22 protein-coding genes are annotated in these 18,512 nt (G+C 69.2%); 17 read left to right on the forward strand and 5 right to left on the reverse strand.

The window, feature by feature from the left end:
* Nucleotides 1–144 precede the first annotated feature (144 nt).
* Nucleotides 145–654 (reverse strand): glycosyltransferase family 4 protein, encoded by a 510-nt coding sequence (locus tag AB0L95_RS40335; RefSeq protein ID WP_365171400.1) that lies wholly within the window; start codon nucleotides 652–654, stop codon nucleotides 145–147.
* 224 nt (nucleotides 655–878) lie between these two features.
* On the opposite strand from AB0L95_RS40335, the gene AB0L95_RS40340 reads away from it, so the two are divergent.
* Nucleotides 879–1,064 (forward strand): hypothetical protein, encoded by a 186-nt coding sequence (locus tag AB0L95_RS40340; protein ID WP_365171402.1) that lies wholly within the window; start codon nucleotides 879–881, stop codon nucleotides 1,062–1,064.
* Between the two features lie 198 nt (nucleotides 1,065–1,262).
* On the opposite strand, the gene AB0L95_RS40345 is transcribed toward AB0L95_RS40340, so the two are convergent.
* Nucleotides 1,263–2,114, reverse strand: coding sequence for an NAD(P)H-binding protein (locus AB0L95_RS40345; RefSeq protein WP_365171404.1), 852 nt, complete (start codon nucleotides 2,112–2,114; stop codon nucleotides 1,263–1,265).
* Between the two features lie 275 nt (nucleotides 2,115–2,389).
* Nucleotides 2,390–3,271: an SDR family oxidoreductase gene (locus AB0L95_RS40350; RefSeq protein WP_365171406.1), complete on the reverse strand. Its 882-nt coding sequence runs from the start codon at nucleotides 3,269–3,271 to the stop codon at nucleotides 2,390–2,392.
* 86 nt (nucleotides 3,272–3,357) lie between these two features.
* Between AB0L95_RS40350 and AB0L95_RS40355 the strand changes: the two genes are divergently transcribed.
* Nucleotides 3,358–3,936: a TetR/AcrR family transcriptional regulator gene (locus AB0L95_RS40355; protein WP_365171408.1), complete on the forward strand. Its 579-nt coding sequence runs from the start codon at nucleotides 3,358–3,360 to the stop codon at nucleotides 3,934–3,936.
* A 29-nt stretch (nucleotides 3,937–3,965) separates the two neighbouring features.
* Nucleotides 3,966–4,247, forward strand: coding sequence for a hypothetical protein (locus AB0L95_RS40360; RefSeq protein WP_365171410.1), 282 nt, complete (start codon nucleotides 3,966–3,968; stop codon nucleotides 4,245–4,247).
* A 30-nt stretch (nucleotides 4,248–4,277) separates the two neighbouring features.
* Here the strand turns inward: AB0L95_RS40360 and AB0L95_RS40365 are convergent, their stop codons facing one another.
* Complete coding sequence (locus AB0L95_RS40365) at nucleotides 4,278–4,904, reverse strand: TetR/AcrR family transcriptional regulator (protein ID WP_365171412.1); 627 nt, start codon at nucleotides 4,902–4,904, stop codon at nucleotides 4,278–4,280.
* Nucleotides 4,905–5,012: 108 nt separating this feature from the next.
* Between AB0L95_RS40365 and AB0L95_RS40370 the strand changes: the two genes are divergently transcribed.
* The 7 genes from AB0L95_RS40370 to AB0L95_RS40400 all read left to right on the forward strand — a co-directional run bounded on the left by AB0L95_RS40370 (nucleotide 5,013) and on the right by AB0L95_RS40400 (nucleotide 11,169).
* On the forward strand, nucleotides 5,013–6,434 hold the full coding sequence (locus tag AB0L95_RS40370) for an MFS transporter (RefSeq protein WP_365171414.1): 1,422 nt from the start codon (nucleotides 5,013–5,015) through the stop codon (nucleotides 6,432–6,434).
* Nucleotides 6,435–6,580: 146 nt separating this feature from the next.
* Nucleotides 6,581–7,456 (forward strand): NmrA family NAD(P)-binding protein, encoded by an 876-nt coding sequence (locus tag AB0L95_RS40375; protein ID WP_365171416.1) that lies wholly within the window; start codon nucleotides 6,581–6,583, stop codon nucleotides 7,454–7,456.
* A 14-nt stretch (nucleotides 7,457–7,470) separates the two neighbouring features.
* Nucleotides 7,471–8,301: an oxidoreductase gene (locus AB0L95_RS40380; RefSeq protein ID WP_365171418.1), complete on the forward strand. Its 831-nt coding sequence runs from the start codon at nucleotides 7,471–7,473 to the stop codon at nucleotides 8,299–8,301.
* A gap of 125 nt (nucleotides 8,302–8,426) precedes the next feature.
* Nucleotides 8,427–9,038: a transposase gene (locus AB0L95_RS40385; protein ID WP_365171420.1), complete on the forward strand. Its 612-nt coding sequence runs from the start codon at nucleotides 8,427–8,429 to the stop codon at nucleotides 9,036–9,038.
* A gap of 49 nt (nucleotides 9,039–9,087) precedes the next feature.
* Entirely contained in the window at nucleotides 9,088–9,804 is a 717-nt protein-coding gene (locus AB0L95_RS40390) for an FtsX-like permease family protein (RefSeq protein WP_365171422.1), read from the forward strand.
* Complete coding sequence (locus AB0L95_RS40395) at nucleotides 9,801–10,103, forward strand: hypothetical protein (RefSeq protein ID WP_365171424.1); 303 nt, start codon at nucleotides 9,801–9,803, stop codon at nucleotides 10,101–10,103. Before AB0L95_RS40390 ends, AB0L95_RS40395 begins: the two co-directional genes overlap by 4 nt.
* Nucleotides 10,104–10,443: 340 nt before the next feature.
* Nucleotides 10,444–11,169 (forward strand): DUF4839 domain-containing protein, encoded by a 726-nt coding sequence (locus AB0L95_RS40400; RefSeq protein WP_365171426.1) that lies wholly within the window; start codon nucleotides 10,444–10,446, stop codon nucleotides 11,167–11,169.
* 744 nt (nucleotides 11,170–11,913) lie between these two features.
* On the opposite strand, the gene AB0L95_RS40405 is transcribed toward AB0L95_RS40400, so the two are convergent.
* The gene (locus AB0L95_RS40405; protein WP_365171428.1) at nucleotides 11,914–12,150 is read right to left on the reverse strand and encodes a hypothetical protein; all 237 of its coding nucleotides are present in this window, start codon (nucleotides 12,148–12,150) and stop codon (nucleotides 11,914–11,916) included.
* 521 nt (nucleotides 12,151–12,671) lie between these two features.
* Here AB0L95_RS40405 and AB0L95_RS40410 point away from each other — a divergent pair.
* From AB0L95_RS40410 to AB0L95_RS40440, 7 genes are all read left to right on the forward strand, one after another.
* Entirely contained in the window at nucleotides 12,672–13,154 is a 483-nt protein-coding gene (locus AB0L95_RS40410) for a hypothetical protein (protein ID WP_365171430.1), read from the forward strand.
* Nucleotides 13,155–13,771: 617 nt separating this feature from the next.
* Nucleotides 13,772–14,254 (forward strand): hypothetical protein, encoded by a 483-nt coding sequence (locus tag AB0L95_RS40415; RefSeq protein WP_365171432.1) that lies wholly within the window; start codon nucleotides 13,772–13,774, stop codon nucleotides 14,252–14,254.
* A gap of 79 nt (nucleotides 14,255–14,333) precedes the next feature.
* Nucleotides 14,334–14,672 carry a hypothetical protein gene (locus AB0L95_RS40420; RefSeq protein ID WP_365171434.1) on the forward strand — a complete coding sequence of 113 codons (339 nt, stop codon included), beginning with the start codon at nucleotides 14,334–14,336 and terminating at the stop codon, nucleotides 14,670–14,672.
* A gap of 746 nt (nucleotides 14,673–15,418) precedes the next feature.
* Nucleotides 15,419–16,066: an HAD family hydrolase gene (locus AB0L95_RS40425; RefSeq protein ID WP_365171436.1), complete on the forward strand. Its 648-nt coding sequence runs from the start codon at nucleotides 15,419–15,421 to the stop codon at nucleotides 16,064–16,066.
* A 100-nt stretch (nucleotides 16,067–16,166) separates the two neighbouring features.
* Complete coding sequence (locus AB0L95_RS40430) at nucleotides 16,167–17,354, forward strand: helix-turn-helix transcriptional regulator (RefSeq protein WP_365171438.1); 1,188 nt, start codon at nucleotides 16,167–16,169, stop codon at nucleotides 17,352–17,354.
* Nucleotides 17,355–17,718: 364 nt separating this feature from the next.
* A complete protein-coding gene (locus AB0L95_RS40435; RefSeq protein WP_355924866.1) occupies nucleotides 17,719–17,928 on the forward strand; it encodes a hypothetical protein in 210 nt (69 codons plus the stop codon).
* Complete coding sequence (locus tag AB0L95_RS40440; protein WP_365171440.1) at nucleotides 17,925–18,422, forward strand: DUF6415 family natural product biosynthesis protein; 498 nt, start codon at nucleotides 17,925–17,927, stop codon at nucleotides 18,420–18,422. Before AB0L95_RS40435 ends, AB0L95_RS40440 begins: the two co-directional genes overlap by 4 nt.
* Nucleotides 18,423–18,512: the final 90 nt, after the last annotated feature.

Genomic DNA, 18,512 nt, shown 5'->3' on the forward strand with positions numbered 1-18,512 from the left:
GGATCCAACTCCGACCCCACCTGACCGACGGCTGCCTCACCGCCACCGGCCTGGCTATCGACCCACCGACCCCACCCTGAAAACCTCAGTAACCGGGCGGCCTGGCCGGGGGCTTCGGCCGCAGCCATACGTGATCCGTTGCTGTCAACAGCTCACTGCTGAGCCATACCCGGGCCGACCTTGCTGCCGTCTGAGGGAGGCCGCAGCTGACCAGCACTCAGCCAGGGAACGGGACGCCTGCTCCCAGGTGGGCAGTTCGGCCGCGACTGCCTGGGCCCTGGCCTCCTGTCGGGAGCGCAGATCCGGGTGGCGGAGCAGCTCCACGATGGCGGCGGCGAACGCGGACGGATCGTCCCGGATGAGGAAAGCGCGCCGGGCGTGCGCGTCGAAGCCCTGCACACCGACGGAGGTGGTCACGACGCACTTCCCGGCGGCGATCGCCTCGAGAGACTTGATCTTGATGCCGCCGCCGATGCGCAGCGGGCAGAGCACGATCGCCGTGCCGGTGAGCCAGGCGGCCAGGTCGTCCACCCAGCCCGCAAGAGCGATGCGCGGGTCGTTGTGGGCGTGGGCAACCAGCCAGCCGGGGGGATCTGCGCCAACGATTGCCAGAGTCGCGTGCGGAGCGTGCTCGACTGTGCGGGGGAACTTCACCACGCCGCTCCCCCGTGTCGGTGGTCGCGTCGCATCCGACCCTAGCTGTCACCAAACCCTGTCATCATCCGCCATCGGATCTGATTGGGTGCGCGCACCGAAAACTCCGGGTTCATTGGACGCCCGTCGTATCTGTCGTCATTCAAACGTTTGACGACAGGCAGCGTGCGGCAGCCGGAGCAGGCGAAGGGCGTTGACCGCCCGGCACTGGTGCCGGGCGGTCGTTGTACTCCGGAGGGCCCGGTGTCCGGGAGGCCCTGGAAAACCTGAGACGGCTGCGGGAGGCCTGGAGTCGCCTGCTCAACGGCACTGTCACCTATGCCAACGAGATCGCCACGGTCATCTCGACCCTTCAGCGCATCGAGACCCAGCTCTCCCAGAACTCGGACGGTCCCGGCAAGCTCCGGTAGCCAACCCGGCCGTCCCCGCGGCCGGCCGTGGCTTTGTATCTCAGTACGAAGACCGACACAGTCAACCCCGTTCTGCGCGTACCGTGAAGACATGGTCGGGTGGGTGCGCCGCTGCGCGTTCCACCACTGTGGCTAGGGCCGGGGGAAACCAGAGTGCCGAGCAGACCGGGCCCCGTATGGCTGGTCAGCACGACAAGCTCAGCGGAAGTCGTCGGCGTGGTCCACGGCCCACTGGGCGTAGGTGTGTGCCGGAGCGTCGGTGATCTTTTCGGCGATGACGGAGGTCATGGCCACGACGCCGTCGGCGGCGGCCCACTGACTCACGATCGCCTCGGCCACGACCGGATGCATTGTTCTGGCGACTTCCGCGCGAGCCTGCTCGTCGGAGATGTGTTCAACCCGGATATGACGGCCGATGGCCTCGCCGATGTGCTCGACCTGGCGTTGCAGGGTCAGGGACTCGGCCCCGTAGATGGTGTAGGCCTGGTGCGAGTGGCCCGGTTCGGTCAGGGCGGTCACCGCCAGCGCCGCGATGTCCTTCTCGTGCACCGGTGCCGACTGTGCGAGCGGATAGGGAAGGCGGACGACGTTGTCAGTGCGGATCGTTTCGGCCCACCAGGTGCGGGTGTTGGTCGCGAATGTCCCCGGCCTGAGGAACGTCCAGTCCATGCCGGACCGTTGGACGGCCTGCTCGATCGTGCGGTTCAGGCGGGCGACCGGGTGGTCGGCGTCGGGGTCCAGGACAACCGACACCGACGAGAGCAGAACCACCTGCCGGATCCCCGCAGCTGCGGCCGCCACAGCGAACTTCTCGATGTCGTAGGGCTTCTGGGGGTCGAGCATTCCGTACAGGAACACCTTGTCGGCACCGTCGAGAGCTGCGGGCAGCGTCTCGGGACGGTCCAGGTCGGCGACGACTGCTTCGCACCCAGGCGTCAAGCCCGCGGCTGGGGTCCTGTTGACTGCTCTGACCTGCTCACCGGCGACCAGCAGGCCATCGGCCACATGACGACCGACGTTACCGCGAGCTCCGAAGACAACTGCCACCATGATGGAACCTCCTGCTTGTTGTGGACATGAATTGCCGCATTGGCGCGGGTAGCGCGAGATGTGTCGCTGCCACGCGGGTGGCGGCCGGCGCCGGCGGGCCTGGTTGTTGGCGATGGTGTGGGGAACAAGTCGGGAGCCGGAGCGCGTTGACCGCGGGATGTGCGGGTACGAGATGTCGCTGCGGCGAGACGGTCGGTCGCGAGTGACGTAGGTGAGGGTTTTCCGCTGTCCATGTGAGCGCCGGCAGCGGGTCCGCCCCGATCGTCGGTCGCCGATCAGGGCTGGATGTTCTCCAGGTCCTCCAGAAGGCTGGGGTGCTTCGGCTCCCAGCCGAGCGCCTGCCGGGTGCGGGTGCTGGACGAGGGCTGGTCGGCCTTGAAGATCGGGCCGAGCGGGCCGTAGGTCGCCTCCGGTACCGACTCGACCGGCAGGCCCAGCCGTCGGCCGATGACGGCTGCGATGTCCCGTACCTTGTCCCCCTCGTCGGCCACGGCGTGCCAGGCGGTACCGGCCTCCGCCTGCTCCAGGGCGAGCCGGAAGAGAACGGCCGCGTCGAGCGCGTGGACGGCGGGCCAGCGCTGTGTGCCGTCGCCGGGGTAGCCGGAGATCCTGCTCTGGCGTGCGATGTTGGTCAGCAGACCGGCGAACCCGCCCGTGCCCTCGTTGTGAACCGTGCGCGGCATGCGTACGGACGTGCTCCGGACCCCGCGCGAGGCCAGGCCCAGGACCGCCGTGACCGTGCGACTGCGGCCGCCGACCGGCCCGTCGGTCGGCACCGGGTCGGCCTCGGTGGAGGCACGGCCCGGCACCCAGGGCGTACCCGAGACGGTGACCAGGGGGCGGTCGCTGCCGACGAGCTCCTCGCCGAGGGTGGTGAGGGCGGCGGTCTCCTCGGCGACGTTCTGGGCGAGGGCCTCGGGGCTGCTGAAGTCGTTGCCGAAGGCCAGGTGGATCACCCCGTCGGCCTGGGCGGCGCCGGAGCGCAGGACGTCCAGATCGGCGAGGCCTCCCCGCAGCGGCTCGGCGCCGGCTGCCTCGGCAGCCTGTGCGGAGGCGTCGGAGCGGGCGAGGGCGAGGACGGTGTGGCCGTTGCCGAGGAGTTCGGCGACGACGGCGGACCCGATCAGACCGGTGCCGCCGGTGACAAAGACGCGCATGGAAACCCTCCCAGAAGTGATGGGACTCTTGTCCCATCACCCTAGCAGGGTGATGGGACAAGAGTCCCATCGCATATGCTGAACCCATGGGTCGATGGGAACCAGGTGCGCGTGAACGCCTCGTCATGGCCGCGGTCGACCTGTTCACGGAGCAGGGGTATGACGCCACGACGGTCGCGCAGATCGCCGAGCGTGCAGGAGTCACCAAGAGCACCTTCTTCCGGCACTTCCCCGACAAGCGCGAGCTGCTGGTCGCCGGGCAGGAGACGCTGAGCCGGCTGCTGACCGAGGGGATCGCCGACGCGCCCGGTAACGCCAGCCCGCTTGAGGCAGTCGCCGCCGGTCTCGAGCGCGCCTCGACCGCGATGGGCCCCAGGAGTCGCGAGCTCGCTCCCCGCCTGAAGGCGGCCGTCGCCGCCAGCACCGAGCTTCAAGAGCGTGACACCCTCAAGACCGTCAGTCTCGCGGCCGCGATGACAACCGCTCTGGTCGCCCGCGGCGTACCCGATCCGACTGCGGCTCTCGCGGGCGAGCTGGGCGTCCTCGCCTTCAAACGGGGGTACGCCGAATGGGCCGAGGACGACCGTGGCGCCGAGGACGAGCTCGCCGGGTACACCCTGGCGGCCCTGGACGAACTGCGTGCGGCGACCGTATCGCTGGGCTGACCGGACGAGCATCGTCCAGCGCTGGCGCCGTGGACGAGAAGCAGACCTCACAGCTCTTCGAGCTCGCAGGCCTGATCTTGGCCGTGGGCTGCCAGCGCCATGGCGACCTCGATCCCGAGGCGGACACCCGGGAGATCAGTCACCTGCTGATGGCGGTCAACCGGGGCATGGAAGTACTGGCCAGGGCCGGATTCGACGTGGTCGCGCTGGAGCGCGTCGCTGATCAGGCATTCGAAGGACTCCCACTGACGGCACAGGCACGGTCCCGGTCCCGGCAGGCGTCCCGCCCATCCGCCCCCGACGCTTCCTGAGCACTCCCTGCCCGAAGGCCCGCAGTCCGCTCAGCGCCCTGCGGCGAATGACTCGACGTACGCCAGGGCCCCGTACAGCGCGTCACGCAGCGGCGTGGAGTCGCCAGCCGCCTGGTCCAGCAGTGCTCCGCCCTGGAACGCGGCGGTGAGCAAGTGGGCGAGTGCGGCCGGGTCGGCCTCCGGCCGCAACTCGCCGCGCTCACGCATCATGCTCAGCCCGCGCTTGAACAGCTCCTGCCACCGCTCGAAGCCGTGGGCCACCGCGTCGCGGTGGGCGGGCTCGGCCTTGACGACCTCGGCGGCCAGGGAGCCGAACGTGCACCCGCCGCGCACCATGTCCTGCGAGGCGATGTAGGAGTCGGCCCACCGGCGCAGGGCGGCGAAGCTGTCCAGCTCGCCCAGCTCGGGCACCTGGTGGCGGGCGACGATACTGTCGGCCTGCCAGGCCAGCACCGCGCGCACCAGGGACTCCTTGGTGGGGAAGTGGCGCGTCAGCTGTGAGCCGCTGACCCCGGCCGCCTCGCGGATCTGCTCGTTGTTGGTGTTCTGCGCGCCGTGCTCGTAAATCAGCTCGGCGGCCGCCCGGACGATGCGTTCGCGTGTGGCCAGGCCCTTGGCGGTCAGTTTCTGGCCCAGCGCTTCGCTGGTGGTGGTCATGGTCACCACCGTACCGCAAAAAGGGCTTGACAGCCCATTCTGCGAGGTGTTCCCTGGGGGTAGGTCAAAAAAGGGTTGCCAAGCCCATTCCTTTGGGAGGCGGACAGGATGTCCACGCTGACTTCACCGCAGGCGGTCGTGACGACACCGCGCACTGGCCCGGCTCCGGTCGTCGCCGAGGCGGGTCACCCGCGCCGCTGGAGCATCATGGCGGTGCTGGGTGCCGTCGCCTTCATGGCGCAGCTCGACTTCTTCGTCGTCAACGTCGCCCTCGACGGAATCGGGCAGTCCTTCCCCGGCACGAGCGTCGTGAGCGTGTCGTGGGTGCTGTCGGCCTACGCGATCGTCTTCGCCGCCGTGCTCGTGCCCGCGGGCCGGATCGCGGACCAGTGGGGCCGCAAGAAGATGCTGCTGGCCGGATTGGCGCTCTTCACCCTCACCTCCGCCGTCGCGGCCTCAGCACCAAGTCTCGGCGTGCTGGTCGCTGCCCGGGCTGTCCAGGCCGTCGGCGCGGCGATGATCGTGCCGACCTCGCTCGGCCTGCTCTACCCGAGCTTCCCCAAGCGCCAGCACATCCTGGTGGTCGGCCTGTGGGCGGGCGTGGGCGCGATCGCGGCCTCGGCGGGCCCGCCCGTCGGCGGTCTGCTCGTCACCCTCGACTGGCGGTGGATCTTCCTGATCAACGTTCCTGTCGGCATCGCCACCCTCGTCGCCGGCGCGCTGCTCCTGCCCGAGGTGCGCCAGCCCAAGGGTGCCGCCGTGCCGGACCCGGCTTCCGCCCTCGCACTGCTGCTGGCCGTGAGCCTGCTGGTGCTCGCCACCGTCCAGGGCCCAGGGTTGGGCTGGACGGACATTCGCACCCTGGCCCTGTTCGCCGCAGCCGCCCTGGCCGCTGCCGCGACCGTCGAGCGCACCCTGCGCGCCAAGGCGCCGGTGATCGAGAAGCAGCTGTTCGCCGGCAGGCAGTTCACCGCCGCCACCGTGGCCCTGTTCCTGTTCGCCGCCGGCTTCGCCATCGTCCTGCTCAGCACCGCCCTGTTCATGCAGGAGGTCTGGCACTTCAGCCCGCTGCGCGCAGGCGTCTCCATCGCCCCGGCCCCCCTCGCCTCGATCGCCTTCGCGATGAACGCCGGACCCACCCAGAGCCGCTTCGGACGCACCGCCCCCGCCGTGACCGGCACGTTGGCTATGGCACTGGCCGCCGGCTACTGGCTCGTGACCGTGCACACCACCCCCGACTACTGGGGCGCCATGTTCCCGGGCCTGATCCTGGTCGGCCTGGCCGGCGGGCTCGCCTGGGCGCCGCTGTTCGCCGCCGCCGGCACTCTCGCACCCGAACGCGCCACCACCGGCAGCGCCGTACTCAACATGAGCCGGCAGATCGGCAGCGCCGTGGGCGTGGCCCTGCTCGTCGCCCTCACCCCCCACGCCACGATCACCGGGTTCGACCACGCCTGGTGGGTCCAGGCAGGCGCCGGAATCGCCGCGGCCACCGCCCTGCTCGCCCTCCGCCCCCGCCACACACCCTGACCCAAGGCCGCGGCTACACGGGCCGGGCCCGCAACCACCGCCTCCTGTTGGACGGGCATCGCACCGCCTCACTCATCTTCTGCGACACCCGCTCGGAGGACTGACAGTTCCCGCCAGCGACCTCTCAAGAAACGGAGATCACCATCATGGAACGCAACCTCCTCGTGATCGGGGCCACCGGCAAAACCGGCGGCCGCACCACCGAACTCCTGCTCCAGCGCGGGCACCGCGTCCGCGCACTCGTCCGAAGCCTCGACGGGCGCGCCGAGCGGCTCGCCGCCCTCGGAGCGGACGTCGTGGAAGGCGACGTCCTCGACCTGGACTCCCTGGCCCGCGCGACCAAGGGGATCGACGCCCTGTACTTCACCTATCCGATCCGCAACGGCCTGATGGACGCCACCGCGAACGTGGCCCAGGCGGCGGAGGAGAACGGGGTCGGGGCGATCGTGAACATGTCGCAGGTCTCCGCCCGCCGCAACACCGCCAGCAACGCAGCACGCCAGCACTGGGTCGCCGAACGCGTCCTGGACCACTCCCCGGTCCCCGTCACCCACATCCGCCCGACCTTCTTCGCCCAGTGGCTGATCGACACCTGGGCCGACGGAACCGGCGAACTGCGCCTGCCGTTCGCCGACGGACGCCACGCCCCCATCGCGGAAAGCGACCAGGCGAAGGTGATCGCGGCCATCCTGGAAGACCCCGCCCCGCACGCCGGCCAGATCTACCCGCTGTACGGAGCCGAGGAGCTCAACCACTACGAGATCGCCGAGAAGATGTCGCGGGCGCTGGACCGTGAAGTCACCTACGTGCCCATCGAACTCGACGAATTCGCCGCCATCCTGCGCGGGCGTGGCGCGCCGGACCACCTGATCCAGCACCTCCTCGCCGTGGCCGTCGACTACCGCAACGGCGTCTTCGCCGGCACCAACGACCTGGTGACGACGATCGGCGGCAGCGACCCCCTCGACGTCGAGGGATTCATCGCCCAAAACCGCGCGGCCTTCGACCTGCACACTGCCTGAACACGGAGAACACAATGAGCGTTTGGTTCATCACAGGATCGTCCCGGGGCTTCGGCCTGGAAGTCACCCGTGCCGCCCTCGCCGCCGGCCACCAGGTGGTCGCGACCGCGCGGAAGGCCGAAACCGTCCGCGCGCAGTTTCCCGACGCCGGCGACGCACTGCTCACCGTGCCGCTGGACGTGACCGACCACCAGAGCATCCAAGCGGCCGCCGACGCGGCGGTCGAGAGGTTCGGCCGGATCGACGTCCTGGTCAACAACGCCGGAACCGGCCTGCTCGCCGCCGTCGAAGAGTCCGACGACGCCGCAGTCCGCGCGGTGTACGAGACCAACGTGTTCGGCCCGCTCGCTGTCCAACGCGCCGTACTGCCGGTACTGCGCCGCCAGCGCTCCGGCCACGTGATCAACATCAGCTCCATCGTGGGCTTCGCCACCGCGCCGGGCTGGGGCATCTACGCCTCCACGAAGTTCGCCGTCGAAGGCTTCACCGAGACCCTCCACACCGAACTGGCCCCCCTCGGCATCCACGTGACGCTCGTGGAACCGGGCTTCTTCCGCACCGACTTCCTCGACCCCGCCAGCCTGCACACCGGCCCCGACGCGATCGACGACTACGCGCCCACCGTCGGCGCGATGCGGGAAGCCGCGGTGGGCCTGAACCACGCCCAGCCCGGCGACCCGGTCAAGGCCGCGCGCGCCATCGTCGAGATGGCCGCGACCCCCGAGCCGCCGCTGCGCCTCCCGCTCGGAGCCGACACCCTGCAAGCCTTCGACGCCAAGCTGGACAGCTTCCGCAAGGAGCTGAACACCTGGCGAGAGGTCGCTCTCACGACCGATCACGACTAGGAGGAGGACGGCACACGGTCCGAAGCCACTCAGACCTTGCCCAGGGCCGTCTGATCAGCAAGAAGCCTGCCCTGGTCGAGGCCCTGACCGGGCAGTTCCAGGACCACCACGCCCGCCTGCTGAGCGTGCTGCTGACCACCGTCGACCACCTCACCGCGCAGATCGCCGAGCTCGACCGGCTCATCGGCCAGACCCTGGAGCAGCTCACCGGCGCGGCCGGCACGGGCGCCGATGGCACCGGACACAGCGTGCACGAGCTGGCCGAGCGGCTGGACGCCATTCCGGGCGTCGGCCCGACCACCGCGCAGATCATCCTCGCGGAGATCGGCACGGACATGAGCCGCTTCCCCACCCCCGAACACCTCGTCTCGTGGGCGAAGTTGTGCCCCAGGACCATCCAGTCCGGAGCGAAGAACACCGCCGACGCGGCCGGCAAGGGCAACCCCTGGCTCAAGGGCGTCCTCGGCGAGGCCGCAACGAGCGCCGCCCGCACCGACACGTTCCTGGGCGCCCGATACCGGCGCATCGTCAAATGCCGCGGCCACCCGAAGGCGGTCGTCGCGGTCGCCCGCTCCATCCTCGTGATCACCTGGCATCTGCTCAACGACCCCGACACGGCCTATCACAGGACCTGGGGGCCAACTGGCACCAGCGCCACCTCAGCCCCGCGCGCAAGACCCGCGACCTCGTCCGCCAGCTCCAGGCCCTCGGCCACCACGTCACCCTCGCACCCGTAACAGCCTGACCGCCCCTGAATCACCGACATCCGGTCCGCAAGCGGCCCGGATGCTGCCGCCTGCCCTCCCGAAGATCGATTTTCCGTTCAGCCTCGGCGTCGCGGCCGAGGGCGGTGCTCTCAGCGGCGGCCGCAGACGCCGTTCCCACCGACCACCAGACCTCACGGGCCTGGGGGCACGCGCACTCTCCGCCCAGCTGCCAGTTCCGCTGCTACTCGGGCTGCGCCTGACGGCCCGTCGGCCGCGTCGCTCCGCGCTCGGAGCGGCGAGCGTCGCCATCACCGTCAGCGGGGTCGTGGCCGTGCTGATCGCACACCAACGCGTCAACTCCGAGCATTTCGCGGGCCCCGACGCGCTGGTCAATCCCCTGGCCGACCGGCTCAACAAGACCATGCTGCTGGTCACCGTGATGATCGGCGTCCTCGCTTCGATCAACGCGATCTTCATCGTCTGGGCGACCGTGCTCGATGCCCGGCACTCCTCGGCCGTGGTACGAGCACTCGGCGCGAGCCCCCGGCAGATCACCTCCGGCCTGGTGGCAGCTCAGGCGATCCCCGTGCTGTTCGGCGCCGTCCTGGGACTCCCCGGCGGGCTCCTGCTCTACACCGGGGTGCGACACGGCGGAACCGTCACGCTGCCCAGCCCCCTGTGGCTGGCCACCGTCCTCCTCGGCACAGTCGTCATCATCCCGGCACTGACCATCCTCCCGGCCCGCACCGGCGCGCACCGGCCCCTCGTGAACAGCCTCCAGGCGGAGACCACTTGACAGCGAGACCGCAGCCAGCGCGTGCGGTGGCGGCCGATGAGGAGCACAAGGCCGAACGGCTGCGGGAGCGCGCGGAACGCCGCAGGGAGACAGCCGGCCCGTGGAACCCGTTCAGCCGGGCCCTCAGCTTCGCCGACAGCAAGCGCGCCGACCGCGGCGAGGGCCGGGCCCGTGCTGCCCGCGACGCGGCCGCCGCCAACAGCGAGATCGAGAACCTCCTCCACCGCGACCTGCGGGACACCACCATCCTGCTGGGCGGCGAGTCCTACGGCACCGGGAGCACCGTCGGGAGCTACTGAACTTGATTGGGCGATGTCGGGTGATTGCCTGACAGCTGAGGGAGGTCCGGTAGGTCTGTGCGGGTGAACCCCTCCATGCCCAACCAGACCCCCTCCGAGGACGGCGAGCCCGCCTCCGTCGCCGAAACCGTTCGACCGCAGCCCCTCGACCTTCGCCAGGGTCGCCCCACAAAGTAGCGTTCGACCTGGCGAGCCGACTTGCCTCCGACCGAGTGCCCCTTGGACCGAATCGCGAGCTCGGGGCCGAAGGTGAGGTCGGTGATGCCGAGTTCCTCGCGGAGTCCCCTATGCTCGCGAGGCAGCTGGTATGAACAGTCCATTCGGGGGGGCGCGGAGCCGCATGGCCGACGAGATCAAGTACGAGTACAAGACCGTGCAGACAGTTCGCGGCACCGACGGCTTGGTGATCTCGAAGATGCAGAAGGATGGCTGGGAGCTCGTGGAACAGGCCCAGGGCATGCTTCGCTCCACCCTCAACTTCCGTCGGCCGAAGAAGCCGCAGCCGTGGTTCCTGATCGGCACGGCCGCCGCCGTCCTCGTGATCCTGACCATCGTCATCGGCGTTGCCTCTGCACTCAGCAGCGGAGGCGAGAAGAAGGACGAGTCAGACAAGTCGACGGCCGCTGCGAGCAAGGAGCCTTCCGCTACGCCGACTCCGACCGCCGCCAAGTCGGCTGCCACTGAGGTGATCACGCCTCAGAACAACCCGGAGTTCGCGGCGCTGCTGAAGGCGGACTCGTGCGACGACGCGAACCTGGACTTCGCGACCAGGCACGAGGGCCAGACGGTCGCGTTCACCGGCTCGATCGTGAACATGGCGCCCCACGGTGACTACGACACCCGCTACGACGTCCTCCTGGGCCCAGGCGACAAGGGACCGAACACGACGGTGGGCCCAGCCTTCAAGTACGAGAACGTCAACATCCTTGACCTGAAACTGACCGGCAAGAAGATCCCCGCCACCGTCGGCGCAGGCGACAAGTTCCGCTTCGTCGCCGAGGTCGGCGAGTTCAACGCGGACCAGTGCGTCTTCGTCCTCGACCCGGTCTCGACGGAAGTCCGGTAGTCAAGATGGGCAGCCGCGTCCTGATCACTCGGAACCACGGGCGGCTCACGTGCAGGACCGAGCGCCCGACACGAGACCACGGAGCGTGACGCCACGTCAGCAGCTCAGGCCGGTACACCGCTCAAGTTCGAAGCCCCATCAAACTCGGCATCTGGATCACCAACATCAAAAGGACGGAGCGGTGGGCGAAGCTCGCTCCCGGACAGCGTGCAGGACCTTACCGAACTCGGCATCGGCTGAACGGTGGGCCGGCGCATTCGTAGGGGTGCAGGGAAGCGGTGGTCATGACATGCATGACTGGATCAGATTTCGTCAAACAGGTACCGGCGCCCGGGGATGTCCCGAAAGGCACTGCTCGCTAGGGTGACGCGCAGGACGAGAAGGACTGAAAGCTCCATCCGGGCCCCAGGGTTGCCGAAGCTGCTCCCCCGGGCCCATGACGTGCCCAGACCCGTCAGGACAGGTCAGTGGGGCCCATGCAGCCGCGGGCACGGCTACGCGCCCAGCCTTCGAGGTCACCGACGCGGTAGGGGAATTCCGTACTCCGCTTGTCGACCGCCCGGGAAGTCCAGGTCGATGGCGCGAGCCCAGCGCAACGCGGCGAGCGTGAGCTCAGGCAGGTGTTCCGCCAGCGCTTTGCGCAGACCGACGGTGGCGTCCTCCGGCGTCGGCGCTGGAGGGAAGGCATACGGGACACATGGAAGGCGTGCCCTCCCCAACAGCGGAAGGGCACCCCAAGAGCGGTCAGCGGTGGTCGTAGCGGTCGTAGCCCCAGTGATAACGCCGGTGCCGGCTGTCCCAGCGGTCATTGTCCCAGCGGTGGTCGCCCCAACGGTGGTAACCCCAGCGGCCCTCGCCCCGGCGGTGGTCGCCCCAACGATGGTCGCCCCAGCGGCCCTCGCCGAAGCGGCCGGTCGCGGTCGCCGCGCCCGTAGTCATCACCGTCGTCATCATGATCGTGACCACGGACGTGCGTGGCATGAGACACCACCGAGGTCGCATGAGTTGCGGCGCTGGCGCCAGTGGCGCCGCCCAGCAGGGCGGAAGCCGCGACACCCAGCGCGGCGACAAGACGGGAAACCCGCATTCCGTGCTCCTTTCACGGCAGGCGCCTCAAGCGCCTGCCTGGTCGGACACATCAATCCTCACAGCCGAAATGCACCGTTGAGTCCCAATTCTCGCCAATGACCACTTATGTGATGAAGTATGCCAAGTCGGGAACCGGCGCCCCGCGTGTCGGCGTCACACGCGCGCACGCGAGCCGGAAGCCCACTCCTCCCCGTCCACCAGGTGACCTTGCATCACACGATCTCGCCCAACCTGCGCCCCCCAACCACCGGGTCGGGGACTGGGTTGGCGACTGCGACGATCCGGCAGCCTCCGTCGCAGTATTGCCTCGGACAGGCGGTCAGTCGGTTTCATCACCGGTTTCGCGCCGTGGTAGACGAGGCGCAGGAGCAGTGGGCCTGGCACGTCGGAAGCGGCCAGTAGCCTCAGGCACCATGGGGATTCAGATCGATGTAGTGGCGGGTTACCCGATCAACGATGAGAGGGAGAGGGTACTCGGGCTGGCCGAGGCGGTCCGTGAGCCCGTCACCATCACATTCATGTGGGAGGGGCGTGAAGAAGCAGAGCGCGTCGTGCTAGTGCCCGCAGCCACGCTGGCGCTCTGGGAGCATTGGGCCCCCACCGCCTACCCGACGAGTGACGCTGCGGACGAGAACCGGGCTGAAACGAAAAAGCAGGAACTGGCCCACCCAGCGGAATTCGGCGTGTTCACGCTCTTTCGTCGTCGTGCGGCAGCGCGCACGGCGGTTGCTCGCGGAGGCGTGGTGGTCGCCGAGCTCCTGCACCCCAACGCGCACTGGCTCCAGGAGCAGGCCCGCATTGTCCGCCAGGGTTTCATGGATCCCAAGCAGAAGGCGGCGTTCGAGGAATTCCTCGCCCGACAGCCATCCCTCGACGAGCAGCGTCGCGCCGACTGATGCCTCGGTCGCAGCTTCTGACATTGGATCACCAGGAGTCAACCGGCGGCGCCCGCCTCCTCTCTGAAGTTCAAGGACCGCTGCGGAAGGTGAACGAGGCCGCACCAACAAGCCTGGCAGAAGGCCCAGGCTGCGCAGCAGCCGAAGGACAACCCGCAGAAGCTGGTTGGTGAGACGCCGACGCCGACCTCGTCGTCCGCTGGTCCGACGGGGAAACGACCTTGTACGCAGATACCGGTGCGCACACCCTCGGTGCGCAGACCACGCTGGTCCACCCGGCACCTGGCCCTCAGGAAGGGACAGATGCGTCCCCGGTCGACGGTCCAGGAGTCGTCATCGAGCGTGGCCTCCCCGTCGCGGCGTCCCAGTGATGCGTCTCCCGGTGCAGGGTTCCAGCAGGTCAGCGGCGATCACGTCCCTTGTTGTGCTCAACCGGGCGCAGCCCCTGGCCGGGGAGCCGGACCGGCGCCCAGCCTTGGTGGAGAAGACGCGGCGGCGCAGTCCACTCCGTGCCGCCTTCGCATCGGCCGGCTCCGCTCCTCGTAGCCGTGGAGCGGTGGCACCGAAGTCCCGCGACGCATCAGCCCACGACACACAGCACGAAAGGTAGGACAACCATGACACCACGCAGGACGAAGAGCACCGCCACGACGGCCCTGCGCCGCAGCGCCGGTGTGGCCTTCGCCGTGACGGCCCTGACGACAGGGGCCGTCGTCGCGGCTCCGGCCCATGCCGCGCAGTCCGCCTCCGCCCCGGCGGCGGTCTCCTCACCGCTGAAATCCGGAGACTGCAAGTACGGGCTGTGGACCCAGCGCGGCTACGGCTACGCCGACGTCTGCATCAGGTGGACGAAGCACCGCTCCGGCGGCGGCTATCACGGCCTCGTGTGGGGCGCCACCCACCACTACCACGCGCCGGCCAACCGCCAGGTGGCGGTCCAGATGAGCCTCGACGGACACATCTACGGCAAGAAGCTGGGCGCCACGTACGGCTCGGGCGAGTTCCAGGCCAGCTACAAGCATACCGACCGGGTGCTGGTGCGTACGTGCCTGTACCGGCCCGGCGCCTCCGGCGTCTCCTTCTGCGGGCCCTGGTGGTGAACCCCAACCCCCTGACCGATACGCCGGCGGACCCGACGGGCCGCCCGGCAGCTCACCGGACGCAGAAACGGAGACGAACATGGGACGGTTGAGGCATCTGGCCGCCACCGGCGCGACCGCCACGCTGATCGGAGCAGCGCTGACGGTCGCACCCACCGCGCACGCGACGCAGGAGCAGGCAGCCGCCGGGCCTGCGGTGCATGCGGCAGTCGGCGCCTGCGAGAGCTGGCACGACGACAACACCTACGGCTACGCCTGCGGCGGGCACCCCGGACAGTCCTACCGCGCCGTGGTCCTGTGCAAGAACGGCCAGAGGGACAAGGGGCCCTGGCAGAGCGGCACCTCCTGGAAGTGGTCGTACGCCTACTGCACCCGCGTGAACTCCTCACTGGGCCTGGGAATACTCCAGTGGAAGTGAACCGCGCCCGCATCGCCGGCGCCCCGGCGCGCATGCCATAGGAGCGTGTCTCAGTAACGGCTCGACGAGAGCTTCCGGCATGCGAACGCGCCTGCCCGGCAGTTGTCGGGGATCGCGATCCCGGTGGTCGGCGACCCGCGTACCAGCAGGTGCGTCACGGCCCAGGGAGACCTCGTCTCGCTTCCGTCCAGCACGTGAAGGGCCACCCGCCGACGGCGGCACCTCCTGGCCTCGATCGGCAAGCGCTGGCCAACGCACTGGCAGATGGAGAGCTGATCGAGCGGGCCTGATCCGGAGCATGGTTCAGGCCCGCTCGATCGTACGAGGAGCCGCACGACCAGTGCTCGACGTCGGCCCCCTCCGCGAGAACCCCGCCTCTGGGCCGTGCTGGGCCGCCCGGGCGGAGGCCGCGCCCGCCGAATGGCGGCACGCGAAGCTCACCGGTCGCCGCCTGCCCACCCGACTCCGGCGCTGGCAGCCATTCGCCGGTCCACGGCTGAAGAGCACGTGACTTCTTCGCACCGCCCCGGCCGGCAGCCCCGCGGTGCGGGCCCGCGGCGGCTCCGCCCGTCAGCCCCTCCCCTTCTCTGCGCTGCGGCGGGCGTGCGCAGTCCGCAACTCCGAAATCGAACTGTCGGATCCGCAGGGCGCAGTCTCGACCTCATTGCGTCGCTGCTAGTGGAGGCAGCGGTTCAGGCTTGATCCGCGGTCGGGCTGAACGCCGGCTGGCCCGTAGGCTTCGCCTGGTGATTGAGACCATCGTGTTCGACGTCGGCGAGACGATCACCCGGGACGACCGGTACTGGGCGTCCTGGGCCGACTGGCTAGAAATCCCCAGGCATACGCTCTCCGCACTCGTGGGGGCTGTCGTGGCCCAGGGCCGAGATAACGCCGAGGCCCTCCGGCTAGCACGCCCCGGAATCGACGTCGCCGCTGAATACCGCGCCCGCGAGGCCGCCAGCCGCGGAGAGCGCCTGGAGGAAAGCGACCTGTACGACGACGTGCGTCCGGCCCTGTCCGCGATGCGGAGTCTTGGCAAGCGCGTCATTGTCGCGGGCAATCAGACACGGCGTGCGGGAGAGCTCCTCCGCGATCTCAATCTTCCTGTGGATCTGGTCGTGACGTCGGGAGAGTGGGGCGTCGCGAAGCCCCAGGCGGAGTTTTTCGAGCGGGTGTTGGAGGTGGCACAGGCCGCTCCGGCCGAAACTCTCTATGTCGGCGACCATCCCGCTAATGATGTCTTCCCGGCCAGGCGGGCCGGCTTGCGCACGGCACATCTACGCCGTGGGCCGTGGGGGTGCCTGTGGGCTGATGACCCTGAAGTCGTTGCGGCTGCCGACCGGCAGATCGATAGCCTCACCCAGCTCATCACGATCATTGAAGACTGGCAGTGAGCGAACTACCCCACCAGTTGGTGCTGATGGGACTATTCGCGTACACGCAGCATCTTGGCGTGGGTACGGTTTGGAGTGGACGCACCGAACTGGAGCCAGTATGGCCGTACCTGCAGGCAGCAGCGTGGGAAGACGTATCGCGTATTACCGCAGCGTCGTCCGCCCGAAGATGACGCAGCAGCAGCTCGCGGATGCGGCCTGCGTTGCCCTCGGCACCATTCGCAAGATTGAACGGGGCGAGCGCGGTGTCACCGATGCGACCCTCGAAGCCATCGCGAACGCCCTCGGCATCGATCCCACACGCCTGCGGGCGGACCGCGACCCGGCCCGCACCTGCGTCCACGACGCACTGCCCACGCTCTCGGCTGCAATCGCAACATACGACCTCCCCGACGACGCCGCCGTGCGTCCCGTCCATGAACTGCGCACAGCGGTCGCGGAAGCCGCCCAATGGCGGCTGGGAGCCCAATACGCACGCATCGCCCGCAGGCTGCCCGGCTTGCTCACCGAACTCGCCCGCGCCTACCACGCAGCGCCGGCCGAGGAGAGAGCCGAGTTAGCCGGTCTTCTGGTCACGGCGTACCGGTCCGCAGATGCCGTCGCCTACAAGTTCGGCGCCATCGACCTGTCCGCCCGCCTGATCGAACTGATGCGGTGGGCTGTTCCCGAGGCCGGCGATCCGGTGCTCTCTGCGTCCGTCGCGTACGTGCGCACCGAGATCTTCTTCGCGGCGCAAGCCCACACGGCCGGCCTGCGCGCGCTGGAACAGGCTCTGGACGCCGCAGCCATCCCCGTCACCGCGCCGCAGATCGCAGCGCGGGGCACTCTTCACATGCGCGCCGCGGTGATCGCGGGCCGGGCACGTAATGACACAGCCGCGGCCCTTCATCTCGATGAGGCCCGCGCCCTGGCGGACCGGGTGCATGAAGGCGTCTACTGCGGCACAGCGTTCGGCCCCGACTCCGTGCGCATCCATGCGGTGTCCGTCGCTGTGAGCCTTGGCGGCGACCACGCCGTCCATGCCCTCGAGGTCGCTCGCGAGTGGAAACCGTCCGAGGAAATTCCGGCCGAACGGCGTTCCGGGTTCTACATCGAACTCGCCCGGGCCCAACTGTGGTCCGGCCTCGCCGACGATGCCTTCGAGTCGCTGAAGGCCGCCCGCCAGATCGCCCCGCAACACACCCGTGAGCACCCGTGGGTGCGTGAGGACGCCGCAACGCTGCGCCGGCTCAAGCGCGCCGACTCCGAGACCCTCACCAACTTCGCCGAATGGTGCGCCGCCACCTAAAGCAACCAACCACCGGCTACCCCTTACCGGGGTAGTTGTCGGACGCTGCAGCCCTCAACATCGATCCCACGCGCAGGAAACCAGCAGATGGGATCGGATGCCAGACACACTCCCGCTCACACCGACGCTCATCGAGAGCCGGGTGAGCTTCGTCCGACTCCACGATGAGGCGCATCGTCAACGCGGGGCCGTACAGAACGCTGCGCGCAGTCGGATACATCCCGGTCCCTGGCCGCACCCGTGGGTGGAGACGTTCACAGGCGGCCGCCACAGCCACGGCATGAAGACCGTCAAAGGCCCCACAGACTCCCCGACCGTCTACACATCCGTGGGAACCACGACCAACGCTTCGAGGAGCGTCAACATGACGAACGCCACCGCCCGGCCCCTGGTACGCCCTGCGGGTGCCAAGCTGGTGCTCCGCGTCTACACCGTCACCCGGGAAGGCATCGTGACGCCGCCGCGCGCCACGGTGACCGTGCCCTACGGCTTCGAGCCCGCACGCGAGTTACTCAACACCCAACTGCCGCCCTGCGCCTGCCCCCTCCACCGCACGGCAGGTCCTGCCCGATGAACAGCACGCTGGAGGCGCCGGCTGGAACGCAGCCGGTGGACATCGACACGATGCGCGAGAGCATCGCCCGGTTGATCGGCCCAGGCTCCCTCTCGCCGGAGGGTGAGGAGCTGGCCGGGCTGACCGGTCTGCTGCGCGGCCACATGCAGTTGATCATCCCGCAGATCGAGCAAGCGGCCGGGAAGCTGCCGGAGGATGACGTGCCCCGGTACTGCGCGCTCGCCTGCATCGGCGAGGCCCGCGCGAAACTGCGGGCCACAGCCGGCGCCGGGCCGCACCGGGCTGTGGCCCACGCCCGGAAACTGGCCCGCTCCCTCATGGCCTTGTGCGACCACTACGAGGCACTGACCGGCGTGGAGATGTGCCTGGCCTGCGACCAACCGATCAGAGACCGTGAGGACTCCGTGGCCTATGGCCAGGTCAGGACCTCCGGTGGTGCCGCCAGCGCAGGCCGCATCCACACCCGGTGCGCCCCCATCGGCCGCCGCCACTAGCGCGTGTTTTGAAAGTCGGCTCCGTTCCTCGTCCCGTGCCGTGATGATCTCGATGTGGGGCGAGGGGATCTTTCTGACGAGCAGTGGGCG

The sequence above is a fragment of the Streptomyces sp. NPDC052036 genome, assembly GCF_040680495.1.
Taxonomy (GTDB): domain Bacteria; phylum Actinomycetota; class Actinomycetes; order Streptomycetales; family Streptomycetaceae; genus Streptomyces.